Source organism: Rhizobium sp. NZLR10, from assembly GCF_019685125.1.
In the GTDB taxonomy this organism is placed as follows: Bacteria; Pseudomonadota; Alphaproteobacteria; order Rhizobiales; family Rhizobiaceae; genus Rhizobium.
The window spans coordinates 66818-82178 of sequence record NZ_JABDWE010000016.1; the positions used below are offsets into that span (position 1 = coordinate 66818).

Genomic DNA, 15361 nt, shown 5'->3' on the forward strand with positions numbered 1-15361 from the left:
CGGCTTCAGACCGGAACGTCAGGAAAAGAGCCGCAACGACGGCTCTTTTCGTTGTGGCGCCGTCATCGCGTCAGATGCGCGGATCGCGACGCAGCATGATCCTTTCGAGTAGAGAGGATCGTGGGCCGGCGGAATTCCAAGATCTTCAGGCTGATATACCTGGCTGATGTGTTTGATAAAAAGCAGCAGATTCAATCTTCAAGCGAATATCATTGCAATTTACCTTACGCTATGCTTCATTCAGGTTGTAGGTGAGGGCATGGTATTTCGAAGATAGCGATTGCTGTCGTTGCGGAAGCCACCATAATTCTCCAATTTCGCAAACTATCCGGGACCACGGCCACGGCGGCCTTGGCATGGCCGTCGTGTGTCTCCCGAATTCGAGGATTCCAGTCCTCCGCATCCGATAACGCTGCCCCTCATCGCATCGCTGCCGCATTCCAGTTCAGTAACCGAGGGAGGCCGAAATGGCTCGCAGCAAGCATGGTTCGCCAGTAAGAGGCATGGATAGCGTCGCGCATTCGAGTGTTCGCGACCAGAGATTCGGGAGGATGTTTCGCAACCTGCCGGCCGCCGCGTTTACCGAGGATGCACTCACCGATCTTGCGAAAACGATGTTCCAGGGGGAGTTCGCCGAGAAGATCGAAGAGGGAAAACCCGTCGATGTCGCGCTTGACGAGCGGGAGCCCGAAGACGAGAACCCGGCAATTCCTGCCGGATTCACCTATTTCGGTCAGTTTCTCGATCATGACATCACATTCGATCCGGTCTCGTCGCTCGACCGCTTCAACGATCCGGATGCTCTGCAGGATTTCCGTACGCCACGCCTCGACCTGGACTCCGTCTATGGTTCGGGGCCGGCCGATCAGCCTTTCCTCTACGAGGACGATGAACTTCATCTGTTGCTCGGGGACGACAAGGATTTCGACAAGACTCGAAACAGCCGCCCCGATCTGCCGAGGAACGCGGCCGAAATCCGGCGCGCGCTGCTCGGCGACAAGCGCAACGACGAAAACGTGATCGTCTCGCAGCTCCACGCCACCTTCCTCCGGTTCCACAACAAGGTCGTCGATACGTCGCGCAGCCGCGATTTCGGGCTCTGTCAGCAGACGGTGCGCTGGCACTACCAGTGGATCGTCCTGCATGATTTCCTGCCCCGTATCATCGGCAAAGAGACCTACGAGCGCGTCATCGTCGGGAGAGGCGAAAAGCCGAATGTCCGCTTCTACAATCCACAGGGCCGCTACGCCTTCATCCCCGTCGAATTCTCGGTGGCGGCATACCGATACGGTCATACAATGGTGAGACCGAGCTATTCGCTGAACCGAACCGTCACGAGGCCCGACCCGATCGAGCAGCGGTTCAACGGGAAAAAGGCAAAGTTCAATCGCATTCCGATTTTCTCTCTGACTGACGTGATCCAGCACCCGCGGGCAAATTTGAACGGTTTTCGCGAGTTACCCGACTTCTGGGCGATCGACTGGGCCTTCTTCTTCGACGGGGTCGCGCCCGAAGGGGCGCCGCCGGCTGGCGCAGTCCTGCCGCAGCCCTCCTACAAGCTCGATACGACGTTGGTCGATCCGCTGACGAGCCTGCCCGATCACCAAAGGGAGCCGATCCATATCCGCAGGGCGCTCGCCGCCTTGAACCTGCTGCGCGGCTGGCGGCTCGGACTGCCTTCCGGCCAGGCGGTGGCGCGCCATATGGAAATGGAGGCGCTGTCGGATGAGCAGCTGTTCGACAGCGAGGATGCCGAGAGGAAGCGGGCGCGCGGCGCGTTGCTGAGCGATCAGTCCGGGATTTTCAAGGATAACGCGCCGTTGTGGTTCTACATCCTGCGCGAGGCGGAGATCTTTGGAAACAGCCAGCATCTCGGGCCGGTCGGCGGCACGATCATCGCCGAGGTCATCGCCGGCCTGATCCGCGAGGATCGGCATTCCTTCCTGGCGCAATGGCCGAAATGGCGGCCGACATTGCCGAGCGCAGGGGCGGGGCATTTCACCATGGCGGATCTGATCAATTTCACCAACAGGTAGCCGATGTCGAGCAAGGCTGCGGGAGTGGCCGGGGAGGACGCCGAGCAAAAGTTGCATCTATCGCCAATCTCAAGGCCGCGAAAGCGGCCTTTTTCATATTCGTCGCGTTCAGATTGTGCCGGTAAGTTTTCATTCACCGTTCTTAATTAAAATTGGAGTGAGTTTTTTCTGTCACTGCCCAGTCGGCCTGCGGAAGCGATAAGAGTATGGCGTTTGTTTCCTTTCCTCGGCGAGCCCTTTTGCCCCTGCTGCTCTCGGCGTCGCTGACCACCTGTTCGATCAGCGAGGGGCTTGTGCCGCCGGCCAATGTCGACAACGGCACCAGAGTGAGCTCGATCTCGCCGGCGGCGCGCATGGCGCCCTCGGTCCGCATGGCGCGTTCGGAGCGCCTTGCGCCCGCGGAAAGCCAGGCCTCCTATCCAGTTTCCAGTGCGCCTGCCGGCAATAGCCAGGGGTCCGTCGACTACCTCGATACGCCGAACCTTGCCGGCGCCGGCCATGCCGCGCCGGCGGCGCGCAGGGGCCGCCTGCCGATGATCGACAGCGACGAGGCGCTGGCGGCGGGCCAGTCGAGCAGCAATTGGGGCGGCACGCAGAACCTTGCGGTCCCGTCCGGCGGCGTCAATATGGATGACGAGCTTGGGGCAGAGCCGGTCGTCGGGTTGGCGCAGGAACAACAGCAGCAGATCGCCGAGGGAAATGCGACGGAGCCGGTCGTTGACGGAATCGGCACCGATAGCCCGAAGCAGGTGAACCAGCCGCTACGCCAGCCCGTACCGCGGGCGATGCCGCAGCCGGCGGCACAAGCGCAAATGAGCCGGGCGCCGGCCTGGAACGACGGCAGCCCTGTGGTGGCGCCGTCACGCGTTCCGGAAGAGGACGAAAGCGAAGAGGTCTCGATGCTGCGACCGAACAATCCGATGATGAGCGAACCGGCGGCACCCGTCGACCCCAGCGTCATGCCGACCTCCGAGCTTGCCTGCCGGCGCGAGCTGAAGCGTATGGGTGTGCTCTTCGACGAAAAGGCGCCGATTTCCAACGGGCCTGCCTGTCAGGTGCCCTATCCGGTGTCGCTGAAGGGGCTTTCCGGCAATATTGGCGTGCAGCCGGCGGTGACGCTGAACTGCCAGGTGACGCTCGCCTTCGCCAAATGGGTGAAGAACGAGTTGGCACCGTCCGCCCGCTACCGCTACTGGAGCGGCATCAAGACGATCCAGCCGCTCGGCGGCTATTCCTGCCGGCGCATGAACAACAGCCGGCAGAAATACAATCCGATGTCGGAACACGCTCGCGGCAACGCGATCGACGTCGGCAAGTTCGTGCTGAAGAACGGCCACGAGATCGACGTACGCAAAAAGGGTCTCTTTTCGCTGCGCGAAGGCCGGCTGCTGAAGGCGGTGCGCAGCGACAGTTGCCGCTATTTCAATACCGTGCTCGGCCCTGGCAGCAACCCCGAACACTGGAACCATTTCCATTTCGATCTGCGGTCCCGCAAGAGCGGCAAGGCCTATTGCGACTGATGCATTTCGCCTTGAACCGTGGCGCGCGGGTGCGGCTTTGTCGCGGCAAAAAAGCCCGCTGGCAGAAAATGGTTCATCCCTGCGGTCCGGCGCGCTATAGATCGGTCAAGCGGATTGCCGTTCGAGAGTTTGATCCATGAGCTATGATTTCCATGTCGGCCAGAAGGTCGTCTGTATTAACGATACCTTCAAGCATGTCAGCATCGACCAACTCATTCGCAAGGGCGAGATCTATACGATCCGCTGGGTCGGCGAATATACCCATTATATCGACGGCACGTTCATCGGGGTGAAGCTCGCGGAAATCAATCGCGGCAACGACGACGGGCCGGAAGGTTACGGTGCGGCCGACATGCCTTATCGAGCGACGCGCTTCCGGCCGCTTGTGAAGGACAAGATTTCATCGCTGCGCAAGCTTTTGGCCCCGACGCCGGATGCACCGGTGGAACCGAAGGAAAAGGTCAGGAAGAAAGAGAAGGTCTAGCGCCGCTCTGCCAGCCTGATCAGGTAGCCGTGGACACGTCGCCCGCTCCTCGATTTTTTCCTCAGCATGTCTTCGGGCGCGGAGGCGTGAATGGTCGGCGGCGTCTAGGTTGTCTGCCGGCCGACCGGCACGCCGGGTTCGTCGAGGTGCCAATAGAGGCCGGCCATCAATGCGAGGCCTTCACGGGCGGTAAATAGGGGAAGATGCTCGTTCGGGGCGTGCTGGGAGCATCCCGGATAGGAATGGGGAACCCAGATCGTCGGGAGTTCCAGGGTCTCGGAGAAGGTGTCGTTCGGCAACGATGCGCCGAGGTTCGGCAGGATAGCCGGCTTTTTGTGCGTGACGGCGAGTTCGCGCAAGCCAGGTGGTATCCGCTCCTCACCCATCTCGATAAGATACTTGGCGTTGAAACCGAGTTTGCCGCGTGTTTCCAGCACGGCCTGGATGGCACCGATGTTGATGCTATGCTGCCCCTTGTTGTCGGCGACGCCGCGCCCATACCAACTGTCGTCACGTTCGGTCATCCTCCACGGCGACAGGCTTTCGTCCCAGCCGTCATCGAGCCCGCGGATCACGTCACCGTGGCCAACCAAGCACAGTCGGCCGCTCGGAATCTTCGATGCGCTCGGCGAAGAAAAAAAGCCAGCCGCCTTCCGTCAACGTGCGGCAGGTAAAACCGAGCGCTGCGAAGGTCGGTGTGAGCTCTGTCTCGATATAATCGAGCAACACCTGACTGCGGTCAGGGTTTTGGCGCTCTGTCGGCATGGCGACGCGGCGCGCCAGATCGGTCCGGAACGATCCGGAATCGAAATAGGCCTCTGCTCTTGCTATGGCGGCTTCGCGTGTCATGCCGCAGCATAACATCATGCCGGTTTCATCGAAACGGCCTGTCTGTCTTCGTCCGGTGTCATCGCCCTTTTGCCGCGTTTGGGCCGAAGACGCCACGCGGCGGCACGCGATTGTGCAGTCCGGTTGTCTGTGCGACAGTCCGTGCGTAAGATGCGGAGGAGAGACCATGAGGCCGGTTTGGAACGTGCTGGCGTCGCTTTGCGCCGCCATCGGTTTTGCTATTGCAGCGACGGGAGCGGACGCCGCTGATCCGCTCGTTTTCAACTATCACGGATGGCAGGTCGATCTCACCAATGCCAGGGGTGCGGAACCCGATCGGGAGATGGTCACGGCCGTCAAGCGGCAGCTCGACATCGTCGAGCATGTCGATCTGAAGCCCGACATCCTCAAATTCATGCAGACAATCCGAATCTGGGCCAATCCCGCTGCTGCGAGTTTCGGGCCTGGCCATTACAGCAGCAAGACCGGTATCGACCTGCGCGTCAGGGGGCTCGAGCCCGACAAGCCGATCATCCTGCATGAGTTTCTGCATGCTTATAACGACCGGATGCTCCCGGGCGGATTTGGCAATTCCGACGTCAAACAATTCTTCAATAGCGGTCGGGCGCTCTGGCCGAGCGATTCCTATATGATGAGCAACGACCGCGAATTCTTCGCTGTGACGGCAAGCGTCTATCTGTTCGGCGATATCGACCGGCCGCCTTATTCACGCAGCCAGCTCAGAACCAACCAGCCGCGCTACTACCAGTGGCTTGCCACGCTGTTCGACGACGGCCGGTCGCGATCCTGAAAGGCGGTGATCCGATCAGGCCGTCTTCTTGCTGAGGAATAGCCCAGTCTCCTTGCTGACATCGAGCGCGCCGCTGCCTTGCCTGAAGGCATCGGCGATGGCCTGGCGGAAGCGGCTGAGCTGAGGCTCGTCGGCGCCTTCGCCGGGCGGATAGGAGGTCAGCGCCAGGAAGACATCCTCGGGCTCGGTGATCCGCATGCTTGCAGGGTACTGCGACATCGCGACGTTTGTGAATTGCGACCGCATTATTCCTTCGGCGGCGTCATATCCAAAGGCTTCGGCCGCAGGATCGGTCGGCGCGCTGCCGAAGACGGTCGTCAGCTGGTAGACCTCACGCATGTTGCCGATGCCGTTGGTGGTGACCGCGAGAAAGCCGCCCGGCTTCAGCACCCTCGACATCTCCGCGATGCCGGCGGCCGGGTCGGGCAGGTGGTAGAGCATGTGCATGGCGATCACGAGATCGAAGGCGCCGTCTTCGAAGGGGAGTGCAGCTGCATCGGCCTGGCGGCCTTGAACGGAACCGAAGGGCAGTGCGCCGCAGCGCGCCGCCGCCTCGTCGACCATGCCTGGCGAAAGGTCGGCGAGTGTCAGCTGCAGATCCTCCGGCAGAAGACCTGCCGTTGCCGCCCAGAACCATGCCGGCCCGCAGCCGACATCGAGGACGCGATCTCCCGGTTTCAGGGGCAGATGCGCGGCAACCCACGGAAACCAGCCCGTTTCGGCGATGGTATATTCAGTATGGAGCCTGGCCCGGGCGGCGAGCTTGCGGCTGTCGCCATACTGCACGGCATTGCCTTCAGTTATGGAGGACATCTCAACTCTCCGCCTTTCTCGTGAAGCCTCGGGCATCCAGGCAGAGCCTATAGAGGGCGTCGTTCCTGGACAAGACGTGACTATGCGCAACCGGTCGAGCTTGCCTGCGCGGCTGGCTCAAGCCTTATGCTATGAGAAAAATAAATCGTATCCGACTAAATCGGAATGGTGTTGACATCGAATTCAGTTCGGCATATTAGATCGCATCCGAATCAATCGGATGCGATGAAGATCATCAAGCCGAAAGGGCATGACAATGACTGAGAAGCTTCTTTTCGCCGGGAAGACCCACATCGCCGGCGGCCGCAACGGCTACGCACGCAGCAGCGGCGGCACGCTCGATATCAAGCTGCCGCAGCCGCATCCGGCGGCCGAAAACCTGTTCGGCACCGCCTGGTCGGCCTGCTATATCGGCGCCATCGAGCTCGCCGCCGCGCAGCGGAAGATCACGCTGCCGGCCGGTCCCGAAGTCGATGCTGAGATTACGCTCAACGGCGACAACGGCTCCTACTTCCTACGTGCACGGCTCAATGTCAGCTTGGCAGACATCGATCGCGAGATCGCGCAGGAGCTGATCGAGGCAGCCCATGGCATCTGCCCCTATTCCAAGGCGGTGCACGGCAATATCGACGTCGAAACCAAGCTCGTCTGAACGGGAAGGGCCGGCCTCGCGCCGACATCTTCAAGCGGGGGTCTGCCGATCGGCGGCAGACCCGTTTCTGAGCTGGCAGCAACCCTGCCGATCGGAGGAAGTGCCATGATCCACAGCGAGCCAGAGCCGCGCCAGGCCTATGACGAGTTTTCGCTAGTGCTCGATCCCGATGTCTATGAGCCGCTGCCTGACGATTGGCTGATCGGCATCACCGACGTCGTCAGCTCGACCGCGGCGATCCGCTCCGGGCGCTATGAAGACGTCAATTATGCTGGCGCATCGATCATCGCCGCACTCGGCAATGCTTGGGGCTCGTTTGATTTCCCCTTCGTGTTTCGCGGAGACGGAGCCGCCTTCGCCTTGCCGGCGAATGGCATCATGGCCGCGACATCGGCCTTGCGTGATGTTGCGGGCTTTGCCAAAACCGATCTTCATCTCGACCTGCGTGTCGGGCTCGTCACCGCCGGCGAAATCCGCGCGAACGGACGTGATGTCAGGATCGCGCGCTATGCCGCATCCGAGAGTGTGACCTATGCAATGTTTGCGGGAGGCGGGCTCAAATGGGCGGAGCGGCAGATCAAGAATGGCCGCTATCTGGTGAAGCCCGGCCGTTATGCGATGAGGCCTAACCTGACCGGCCTGAGCTGCGACTGGGCGCCGTTCCCTAGCCAGCGGGGCGAGATCCTGTCGCTCTTGGTCGAGCCTCGTGACGATACCGGCCCAGAGGTCTTTGCAGCGCTGGCGAAGCGCGTGCTTGCGGTTTTCGATGCGGCGCCGCGCCGGTCTCATCCGCTTTCCGGAAATATGGCTGTCCACAGGGACCGCGGAAAGTGGGTCGATGCTCCGCGCTGGCCGGAGGTCGCCTCCAATTCGGATTTCCGCAAATTCGACGACGGCCTGCGCCTGACGCTGGACTGCACGCCGGAGCAGATCGACAGCGTCGAAGCCATCCTCGTTGCTGCACGAGCGCGCGGCGAGATCAGCTTCGGTCTGCATCGCCAATCTCATGCGCTGATGACCTGCCTCGTGCCATCCGGCAGCCCGGATTCGCACCTGCATTTCCTCGACGGAGCGGGCGGCGGTTATGCCAAGGCGGCCGAGATGATGGAGGAGGGTGCGCTGGCCGTCGCATCGCGTCAGCCTGAGAGGCCCATTCGCGGCGGTCGAGACATAGACTGACAGGGTAATTGACCCCTCCATAGCCCGGGCGCATAGTCCGGGCAGACGCGAAGGACCTACTGTTGCAACGAGGTCGGCCAGTCGATCCTCGTCCATTCCTGCAGATCGAACGGAGAGGAAAGCGACATGTCACCGACATCCCTATCAATGCCCACCCGGCGCGAACTGCTGGCCGCAACCGCCGTAGCCGGGGCCATCGGAATGCTTGCCGGAACGCGCGGCGCCGAGGCGAATGGCGAGGAGATCAGCCCCTTCAGCGTCAACTTCCCCGAGGAGGCACTCGGCGATCTGCGCCGGCGCGTCGCGGCGACCCGTTGGCCGGACAAAGAGACCGTCATGGATGATAGCCAGGGCGTACGGTACGAGACGATCCAGAAGCTCGCGAACCATTGGGCGAGGGATTACGACTGGCGCAAGACGGAGGCGCGGCTCAATGCGCTGCCGCAGTTCGTCACCGAGATCGATGGGCTGGATATCCACTTCATCCACGTCCGCTCCAAGCATGAAAATGCGCTGCCTATCATTGTCACCCATGGGTGGCCTGGCTCGATCATCGAGCAACTGAAGATCATCGAGCCACTCACCGACCCGACCGCGCATGGCGGTGGCGAAGCGGACGCGTTTCATGTGGTGATCCCATCGCTGCCAGGCTATGGCTTCTCCGGCAAGCCGACGGCGCCGGGTTGGAATCCTCCTCGCATTGCCCGCACCTGGGTGACGCTGATGCAGCGCCTCGGCTACACAAGGTTCGTGGCGCAGGGCGGCGATTGGGGGAACGCGGTCACCGAGCTGATGGCTTTGCAGGAACCGCCGGGATTGCTCGCCATCCACACGAACATGGCGGCTACGGTTCCGGCCGATATCGCCAAGGCGCTCGCAGCCGGCGGGCCGGCGCCCGCGGGCCTTTCTGCTGAGGAAAAACAGGCCTGGGACCAGCTCGACGACTTCTACAAGAACGGGCTGGGCTATGCCATCGAGATGAACAATCGGCCGCAGACCCTCTATGGGATCGTCGATTCGCCGGTCGGCCTAGCCGCCTGGATGCTCGACCACGACATTCGCAGCTACCAGATGATCGCTCGTGTTTTCGATGGAAAGTCCGAGGGGCTGACGAAGGATGATATCCTCGACAACGTCACGCTCTACTGGCTGACGAATACCGCAATTTCTTCGGCGCGGCTCTATTGGGACAATGCGCATTTTCCAAGCGGAGGCTTCTTCGACCCTAGAGGCATCAAGATTCCGGTTGCCGTGAGTGCCTTTCCCGATGAGATATATGCGGCGCCAAAGAGCTGGGCGGAGAAGGCTTATCCGAAGCTCATTCACTACAACAGGCTCGATAAGGGCGGCCACTTTGCCGCCTGGGAACAGCCGATGGCCATGACGGCTGAGCTGAGGACGGCATTCCGATCTCTGCGCCAGTAAGGCAAAAAAGCGCGTTGTGCCGAACCGGCTTCGCGCGACGCGCTTTCACTCCTTGCGGCTCTGCTGCAAAACGAGCTTTGCGAGGATTTGACCGAGCTTAGGCGGCGCCAGCTCGGTTTCGCATTCTATTTCCGCGGCGGTAAACCATCTGAGCGCTGTGTGTTCATCACCGATAAGTCGCGGAGAGCCCTGCCATCGATCGACGTGATAGACGTGGATGGTGGCGGATGCCCCGGGCGGGCTTTCCGAAACGAGCTTTCCTGCCAATTTCCAGTGCTGCGGCGTCACGCCGATTTCTTCCAACAATTCCCGGCGCATCGCCGTCTCGGCGTCTTCGCCGCTCTCGACATGACCGCCCGGCAAACTCCACCGATCCGGGTGCGTCTTGCGTTCGGAACTTCGCCTTGCGAGAAGAACACTCCCATTCTCAATCAATGCGCCGATTGCAATCTCGGGGATGTCACCAGGTGCCGACATGTGACGCGATCATGATTTTTCCGGTTCGGCTTGCGCCCGTAGCAGGTTGTCACGCAGCCGCGTGACCGATTTCTGTACGACGGGGAAATCTTCGCCGAGGCCGACGGCGTCGATCAGGGCCGAGCTGGGATCGGTTTCGAGAAGATCGCGTCCCGCCGGCGTCAGGCTCACCCGCACCTGCCGTTCGTCGGCGGGATCGCGATGACGGGTGATAAAGCCGACTGACTCCAGCTTCTTGAGAATGGGCGTCAGCGTGTTGGATTCGAGAAACAGTTTTTCCCCCAGCATGCTGACCGTCTGTTCGTCCTCCTCGGAAAGGGCGACCATGGCGATATACTGGGTATAAGTGAGGCCGATCGCGTCCAGGACCGGCTTGTAGGCGCGGCCGAAGGCGAGATTGGCCGAATAGACCGCGAAGCACAGGAAGTTCGAAAGCTTACGGCCGTCACCGTCAGTCTTGGGGGAGCTTGATGCTGGCTGTTTTGCTTTAGGCGCGGGCATGGGTCTATCCTGTTTCGGCATTTATCAACGCAATATATATCGTATCCGATTAAATCGCAATGGCGACGGCAGTGGGTTTGTCGGGCCGTCGCCCCAATTTCTGGAGCGGCGGCCAGTGTCGGGGTCTTACGGCTTAAGCGAATTTTTCCGTCGCATCAGCCTTGCCGAACACCCAATAACCGGACGCTTTGATCCAGCCGAGCGGGTAGCTTCTTTCCGTCAGCAGATAGGCGCGGATATCGCGTGTCACCGAGGCTTCCGCCGCGACCCAGATGAAAGTTTCCGGCAGGATATCGACCGTGGCCAGCAGTTTCAGCAGGGCTGCGGCATCGGTTGCCTTGGAGAGAGGCCGGTGCGCCCAGTGGACGTGCAATTCGGCTGACGTGTCGAAGGTCTGCTCTTCCACCTGGCCGGTGACGGCTGCGACTGTGGTGATGATAGTTCCGGCGGGGCTCTCCTCGATCCGGCGGCCAATCGCCGGGAGCGCCGTTTCGTCGCCGATCAGCAGCCATCGTTTGACGTTCGCGGAAACCACGGCGGAGCCTCTTGGCCCGCCGATTTCGAGCCTGTCGCCGGGGCGGGCGCCGATCGCCCACCGCGTCACCGGGCCTGCCTCGTGCAAGGCGAAATCGATGGTCAATTTCCGCCCGGCATTATCATAGCGGCGCGGCGTGTAGTCACGGCGCTCTTCTCCGCCATCGGCGGCCGGTACGAAAATCTTGATGTGGTCGTCGGGCGCAAGGCTGATGAAATCGGCAAGATCGTCGCCGGTCAACGTGATGCGGCGCATGCCGGGGGTGATATCGACGACGCTTTCGGCCGTCAGCGTGCGCCGTCGCGTATCGTGGCGCACCCGCTCGATGGCAGGGGCCGGCGACGTCTGGTCTTTGGGTTGATTGTTGTCCATGTGTCCTCAGGAGCTTTGAAACTCGATCCGCAGGACAAAGTCGCGCAGATCGAAGCCGCAAAGCCGTTCGATCATACGCGTTGAGTGACGTTAACGCTTACGTGGCCGGGTGACCCGGCCATTGACGGGTTTGATGTAGCCGACGGTGGCGGCGCGTGCAACCGCATGGCGGCTGCGAAATCCGATGATTGCCGAAGTTTAACTTTTCGCAGCCAATTCGGTCGGGCAAAGTCGGCCATCAATCGCAAGGACGGAAGGGCGGGCCTGATGGACAGCAGGATCGAGGAAGTGCTCAGCATCTATCACGCGATGATCGAGACGGAGCACAACAGCCCGCGCGAGCTGCCTCCGGGCGGCCGCGATGGCGGACAGGACCAGCGGCTGCGCGCGGTCGGACCAGAGACCGGACAGTTCATCAATATCATCGCCAGGAGCCTCAGGGCGCCGACCATTCTCGAACTCGGCACCTCCTTCGGCTATTCAGGGATATGGCTGGCAGACGCCGCGCGTGCCTCCGGCGGCCGGCTGATCACCATGGAAATGCACGATTACAAGTCGGCTTATGCGCGCGACATGGCCGTCAAGGCGGGTCTTGCCGACCACGTCGAATTCAAGGTCGGGGACGCAGTCCAGATGATCGGCGCGCTTTCTCAGGGCATCGACTTCGTGCTTGTGGATCTCTGGAAGGATCTCTACCTTCCCTGCCTCGAGGCCTTCTATCCCAAACTCAATCCGGGCGCGATCATCGTCGCTGACAATATGCTGCGTCCGGGAGGCGACGATGTCGGACGCTACGGCGAAGCCATCCGCGCCAAGCCGGGCATATCAAGTGTGCTGCTGCCGGTCGGCAACGGGCTCGAGGTCAGCCATTTCGACTGAGGTTGAGGCGAGGTTGGTTTTAGCGATCAGGCCGGCTGCGTCGAATGCCGGGAGGCGGATGACCTCGCGCCTCAGATGAGCGATCCGACACGGTGTTATCGACTAACCGATTTTCACCGGGTCCGGATCCCCGATCTCGAACCCATGCTCTTGCCCCTTCGACAGTCTCAACATGTGAGGAAACCAGATCATGATGATGAACAGACGGACTTTCTCGGCCGCCCTCGTTGCCGGCGCCGCCGCCACTCTTCTCTCCAGCCGCGGCATGGCCGCGACATCGGCTCCGGTGAAGGCGCGCAATGTCGTGCTGGTGCATGGGCTGTTTGCCGACGGCTCGTGTTGGACCGAGGTGATCGCGCGCCTGCAGGCTGCCGGACTGAACGCCACGGCTGCACAGAACCCGCTGACGACGTTGCCCGACGCCGTCGCCGCCGTAAAGCGGGTGCTCGACCGGCAGGATGGCCCGACGGTTCTGGTCGGGCATTCGTTTTCCGGCATGATGGTCACCGAGGCTGGCGTTCATCCCAACGTTTCGGCGCTCGTCTATGTCGCTGCGCGGGCGCCGGATGCGGGTGAGGATTATACCGCGCTTGCGAAGACCTTCCCGACGCCGCCGGCTTCGGCCGGCATCGTCTTCGACGGCGACGAGGGACGCTTGAACGAAGCGGCCTTCCTTCGCGATTTCGCCGGGGACCTGCCGGAGGCGAGGGCGAAAGTACTTTATGCCGTGCAGCAGCCATTCCAGAAGGCGCTGCTGACCGGCAAGACTACGCAGGCCGCCTGGCGTTCGAAGCCGAGTTGGTATGCCGTCTCGACCGAAGACCGGACGATCAATCCCGATCTCGAACGTTTCATGGCCAAGCGCATGGGGGCAAAGACGGTCGAGGTGAAGGCCAGCCACCTCTCGCTGATTTCCCATCCCGACGAGATCACCCAGCTGATCCTGGAGGCGGCCGGGCAGTAATTTCCGACGCCGGGCGGTGGTGTCTATGGGACGGTTACTCTGTGCATAGCGGATGCACCGTCGTAGTGCACGTCACCCGCCCCCGCCCTTCGAGGCTCCGGCCTTTGGCCTGCGCATGAGCGCTGCTGGCGAGAGCGGGTGGGAAAGTAGCCGTCACATCGTCTTGCGCGACCGGTGCTTTCACGCGACAAAGTCCAGATGAGTATCCCCACAACCCACCCATTCTCCTTCGATCCGACCTACGGCATGCAGCTCGAAGAGCTTCTTGCGGTCAAGCCGCCCAAAGCGCCTGATGGTTTCGACGATTTCTGGGAGGGGCGTTATCGCAAGGCGTTGACGGTCGATCCGCAGCCAGTGCTTTCCCGCAGCGAGATCACCCATCCAGATTGGCATGTGCTCGATCTCGTCTATGTCTCCACGGATGCGTTCCGGATCGGCGGTTGGCTCATCTTGCCGCGTCAGGGGCAGGTGCGGCGCGGCCTTGTCGTCGGGCACGGTTACGGCGGGCGGGATCATCCGGATTTCGACCTACCGGTCAAGGAAACGGCATTGATCTTTCCCTGCTGCCGCGGGCTGTCGCTCAGCGCCCATCCGCCGATTTCCGAAAACCCGTCCTGGCATGTGCTGTACAATATCGACAAGCTGGACTCCTATATCATCGGCGGCTGCGTCGAGGATATCTGGCTAGCCGTCTCGACGCTTGACGCGCTCTATCCCTGGCTCTCGGGGAATATCGGCTACAGCGGCATCAGCTTCGGCGGCGGCGTCGGGGCAATAGCGATCGCCTACGACGAGCGCATCGATCGCGGCCATCTGGCGCTGCCGAGTTTTGGGCACCAGCCGCTGCGCCTCGACCTGCCGAGCGTCGGCAGCGCACAATCGGTGCAGGAATATCAGGCAGAGCATGGAAATGTGCTCGAAACGCTCAGCTTCTACGATGCGGCGACCGCAGCACGGCGGATCGAGGTGCCGATGCTGACGGCAGTGGCGCTTTTCGATCCTTCGGTGGCGCCGCCCTGCCAGTTTGCTGTCGCCAATTCGATACCGAAATTTAATGAAATCTTCATCCTGGACGCCGGGCATTTCGACTACCCTGGAAGTGCTGAGCAAGAGGCGGTTCTCCGCGACAAGATCGGACAGTTCTTCAGGGTGCCATGAACCGCGAATACCTGCGCTGGTACAGTCAGCGTCTGCATCGAGACATGGAGATGCTGGTTTTCGGCCATGCCGGCGCCAAGGTGCTGGTGTTTCCGACGCGGGAAGGGACCTTCCTGGAATATGAGCAGCTTGGCCTGGTCGGAAGCCTAGCCGACAAACTGCAGGCCGGCCAACTCCAACTCTATTGCATCGAGGGACTGGCCGCCGAGAGCCTTTATGGCTCTGACCGCCATCCGGCCGAGCGTATCCGCCGACATGTCGCACTGGAGGATTATATCCTCAACGAGGTGCTGCCGCTGATGGCGGCGAAGAACCCGCATGACTGCACCATCGTGCATGGATGCAGCCTCGGCGCCTTCCAGGCGGCGAGCCTCTTCTTTCGCCATCCGCATCTCTTCTGCAAGCTCGTCGCCTTTTCCGGACGCTACGACCTCACGATGAAGGTAGAATCCTTTAGCGACCTGTTCGACGGCTATTACGATGACAGCGTCTATTTCCACACGCCGACGCATTTCCTGCCCGGCCTCGGCTCCGACTGGCGGCTCGACAGGCTACGTGAGCGCGACATCGTTCTCACCATCGGCGATGCCGATCCCTTCCTCGATAACAACCGCTATCTCAGCCGGCTGCTCGGCGAAAAGAATATTCGCCATCAGTTGCATGTCTGGGACGGCCGCGCCCACCGCGCCGGGGCCTGGCGGAAGATGGCGGCGCTTTACATCTGACG

At 61.4% G+C, this 15361-nt stretch carries 15 protein-coding genes and 1 pseudogene; 11 read left to right on the plus strand and 5 right to left on the minus strand.

Annotation, left to right across the window (positions count from 1 at the left end; all coding sequences use genetic code 11):
* Window positions 1-467: 467 nt before the first annotated feature.
* From HJB82_RS22525 to HJB82_RS22535, 3 genes are all read left to right on the plus strand, one after another.
* Window positions 468-2036 carry a heme peroxidase family protein gene (locus HJB82_RS22525; protein WP_246762670.1) on the plus strand — a complete coding sequence of 523 codons (1569 nt, stop codon included), beginning with the start codon at window positions 468-470 and terminating at the stop codon, window positions 2034-2036.
* A 206-nt stretch (window positions 2037-2242) separates the two neighbouring features.
* Complete coding sequence (locus HJB82_RS22530; RefSeq protein WP_221141486.1) at window positions 2243-3556, plus strand: extensin family protein; 1314 nt, start codon at window positions 2243-2245, stop codon at window positions 3554-3556.
* A 136-nt stretch (window positions 3557-3692) separates the two neighbouring features.
* Window positions 3693-4040, plus strand: coding sequence for a CAP-Gly domain protein (locus HJB82_RS22535; protein WP_221132849.1), 348 nt, complete (start codon window positions 3693-3695; stop codon window positions 4038-4040).
* Between the two features lie 104 nt (window positions 4041-4144).
* On the opposite strand, the pseudogene HJB82_RS22540 reads toward HJB82_RS22535, so the two are convergent.
* A pseudogene (locus HJB82_RS22540) lies at window positions 4145-4889 on the minus strand (M20/M25/M40 family metallo-hydrolase).
* A 166-nt stretch (window positions 4890-5055) separates the two neighbouring features.
* Here HJB82_RS22540 and HJB82_RS22545 point away from each other — a divergent pair.
* Window positions 5056-5679 carry a hypothetical protein gene (locus tag HJB82_RS22545; RefSeq protein ID WP_221141487.1) on the plus strand — a complete coding sequence of 208 codons (624 nt, stop codon included), beginning with the start codon at window positions 5056-5058 and terminating at the stop codon, window positions 5677-5679.
* Between the two features lie 15 nt (window positions 5680-5694).
* On the opposite strand, the gene HJB82_RS22550 is transcribed toward HJB82_RS22545, so the two are convergent.
* On the minus strand, window positions 5695-6492 hold the full coding sequence (locus HJB82_RS22550) for a class I SAM-dependent methyltransferase (protein ID WP_221132851.1): 798 nt from the start codon (window positions 6490-6492) through the stop codon (window positions 5695-5697).
* A gap of 256 nt (window positions 6493-6748) precedes the next feature.
* Between HJB82_RS22550 and HJB82_RS22555 the strand changes: the two genes are divergently transcribed.
* The 3 genes from HJB82_RS22555 to HJB82_RS22565 all read left to right on the plus strand — a co-directional run bounded on the left by HJB82_RS22555 (window position 6749) and on the right by HJB82_RS22565 (window position 9748).
* Entirely contained in the window at window positions 6749-7144 is a 396-nt protein-coding gene (locus HJB82_RS22555; protein ID WP_221132852.1) for an Ohr family peroxiredoxin, read from the plus strand.
* A gap of 105 nt (window positions 7145-7249) precedes the next feature.
* Window positions 7250-8323 (plus strand): DUF3095 family protein, encoded by a 1074-nt coding sequence (locus HJB82_RS22560; protein WP_221141488.1) that lies wholly within the window; start codon window positions 7250-7252, stop codon window positions 8321-8323.
* A gap of 126 nt (window positions 8324-8449) precedes the next feature.
* Window positions 8450-9748 carry an epoxide hydrolase family protein gene (locus tag HJB82_RS22565; RefSeq protein WP_221141490.1) on the plus strand — a complete coding sequence of 433 codons (1299 nt, stop codon included), beginning with the start codon at window positions 8450-8452 and terminating at the stop codon, window positions 9746-9748.
* 45 nt (window positions 9749-9793) lie between these two features.
* On the opposite strand, the gene HJB82_RS22570 is transcribed toward HJB82_RS22565, so the two are convergent.
* From HJB82_RS22570 to HJB82_RS22580, 3 genes are all read right to left on the minus strand, one after another.
* Window positions 9794-10207, minus strand: coding sequence for an NUDIX hydrolase (locus tag HJB82_RS22570; RefSeq protein ID WP_221132889.1), 414 nt, complete (start codon window positions 10205-10207; stop codon window positions 9794-9796).
* 27 nt (window positions 10208-10234) lie between these two features.
* Entirely contained in the window at window positions 10235-10726 is a 492-nt protein-coding gene (locus tag HJB82_RS22575) for a MarR family winged helix-turn-helix transcriptional regulator (RefSeq protein ID WP_221132855.1), read from the minus strand.
* 133 nt (window positions 10727-10859) lie between these two features.
* Window positions 10860-11633, minus strand: a complete 774-nt coding sequence (locus tag HJB82_RS22580; RefSeq protein WP_221141492.1) for a siderophore-interacting protein — start codon at window positions 11631-11633, stop codon at window positions 10860-10862.
* Window positions 11634-11900: 267 nt separating this feature from the next.
* Here HJB82_RS22580 and HJB82_RS22585 point away from each other — a divergent pair, with 267 nt between their 5' ends.
* The 4 genes from HJB82_RS22585 to HJB82_RS22600 all read left to right on the plus strand — a co-directional run bounded on the left by HJB82_RS22585 (window position 11901) and on the right by HJB82_RS22600 (window position 15359).
* Entirely contained in the window at window positions 11901-12512 is a 612-nt protein-coding gene (locus HJB82_RS22585; protein ID WP_207580848.1) for an O-methyltransferase, read from the plus strand.
* Between the two features lie 190 nt (window positions 12513-12702).
* Window positions 12703-13476: an alpha/beta fold hydrolase gene (locus tag HJB82_RS22590; protein WP_207580847.1), complete on the plus strand. Its 774-nt coding sequence runs from the start codon at window positions 12703-12705 to the stop codon at window positions 13474-13476.
* A gap of 198 nt (window positions 13477-13674) precedes the next feature.
* Complete coding sequence (locus HJB82_RS22595; protein WP_221132857.1) at window positions 13675-14634, plus strand: acetylxylan esterase; 960 nt, start codon at window positions 13675-13677, stop codon at window positions 14632-14634.
* Complete coding sequence (locus tag HJB82_RS22600; RefSeq protein WP_207580846.1) at window positions 14631-15359, plus strand: esterase family protein; 729 nt, start codon at window positions 14631-14633, stop codon at window positions 15357-15359. The genes HJB82_RS22595 and HJB82_RS22600 overlap by 4 nt, the downstream gene beginning before the upstream one ends.
* Window positions 15360-15361: the final 2 nt, after the last annotated feature.

Excerpts from the sequence above, each read along its gene's own strand:
- HJB82_RS22525 (WP_246762670.1), top strand. The coding sequence starts at position 468 with ATGGCTCGCAGCAAGCATGGTTCGCCAGTAAGAGGCATGGATAGCGTC.
- HJB82_RS22530 (WP_221141486.1), top strand. The coding sequence starts at position 2,243 with ATGGCGTTTGTTTCCTTTCCTCGGCGAGCCCTTTTGCCCCTGCTGCTC.
- HJB82_RS22535 (WP_221132849.1), top strand. The coding sequence starts at position 3,693 with ATGAGCTATGATTTCCATGTCGGCCAGAAGGTCGTCTGTATTAACGAT.
- HJB82_RS22545 (WP_221141487.1), top strand. The coding sequence starts at position 5,056 with ATGAGGCCGGTTTGGAACGTGCTGGCGTCGCTTTGCGCCGCCATCGGT.
- HJB82_RS22550 (WP_221132851.1), bottom strand. The coding sequence starts at position 6,492 with ATGTCCTCCATAACTGAAGGCAATGCCGTGCAGTATGGCGACAGCCGC.
- HJB82_RS22555 (WP_221132852.1), top strand. The coding sequence starts at position 6,749 with ATGACTGAGAAGCTTCTTTTCGCCGGGAAGACCCACATCGCCGGCGGC.
- HJB82_RS22560 (WP_221141488.1), top strand. The coding sequence starts at position 7,250 with ATGATCCACAGCGAGCCAGAGCCGCGCCAGGCCTATGACGAGTTTTCG.
- HJB82_RS22565 (WP_221141490.1), top strand. The coding sequence starts at position 8,450 with ATGTCACCGACATCCCTATCAATGCCCACCCGGCGCGAACTGCTGGCC.
- HJB82_RS22575 (WP_221132855.1), bottom strand. The coding sequence starts at position 10,726 with ATGCCCGCGCCTAAAGCAAAACAGCCAGCATCAAGCTCCCCCAAGACT.
- HJB82_RS22580 (WP_221141492.1), bottom strand. The coding sequence starts at position 11,633 with ATGGACAACAATCAACCCAAAGACCAGACGTCGCCGGCCCCTGCCATC.
- HJB82_RS22585 (WP_207580848.1), top strand. The coding sequence starts at position 11,901 with ATGGACAGCAGGATCGAGGAAGTGCTCAGCATCTATCACGCGATGATC.
- HJB82_RS22590 (WP_207580847.1), top strand. The coding sequence starts at position 12,703 with ATGATGATGAACAGACGGACTTTCTCGGCCGCCCTCGTTGCCGGCGCC.
- HJB82_RS22595 (WP_221132857.1), top strand. The coding sequence starts at position 13,675 with ATGAGTATCCCCACAACCCACCCATTCTCCTTCGATCCGACCTACGGC.
- HJB82_RS22600 (WP_207580846.1), top strand. The coding sequence starts at position 14,631 with ATGAACCGCGAATACCTGCGCTGGTACAGTCAGCGTCTGCATCGAGAC.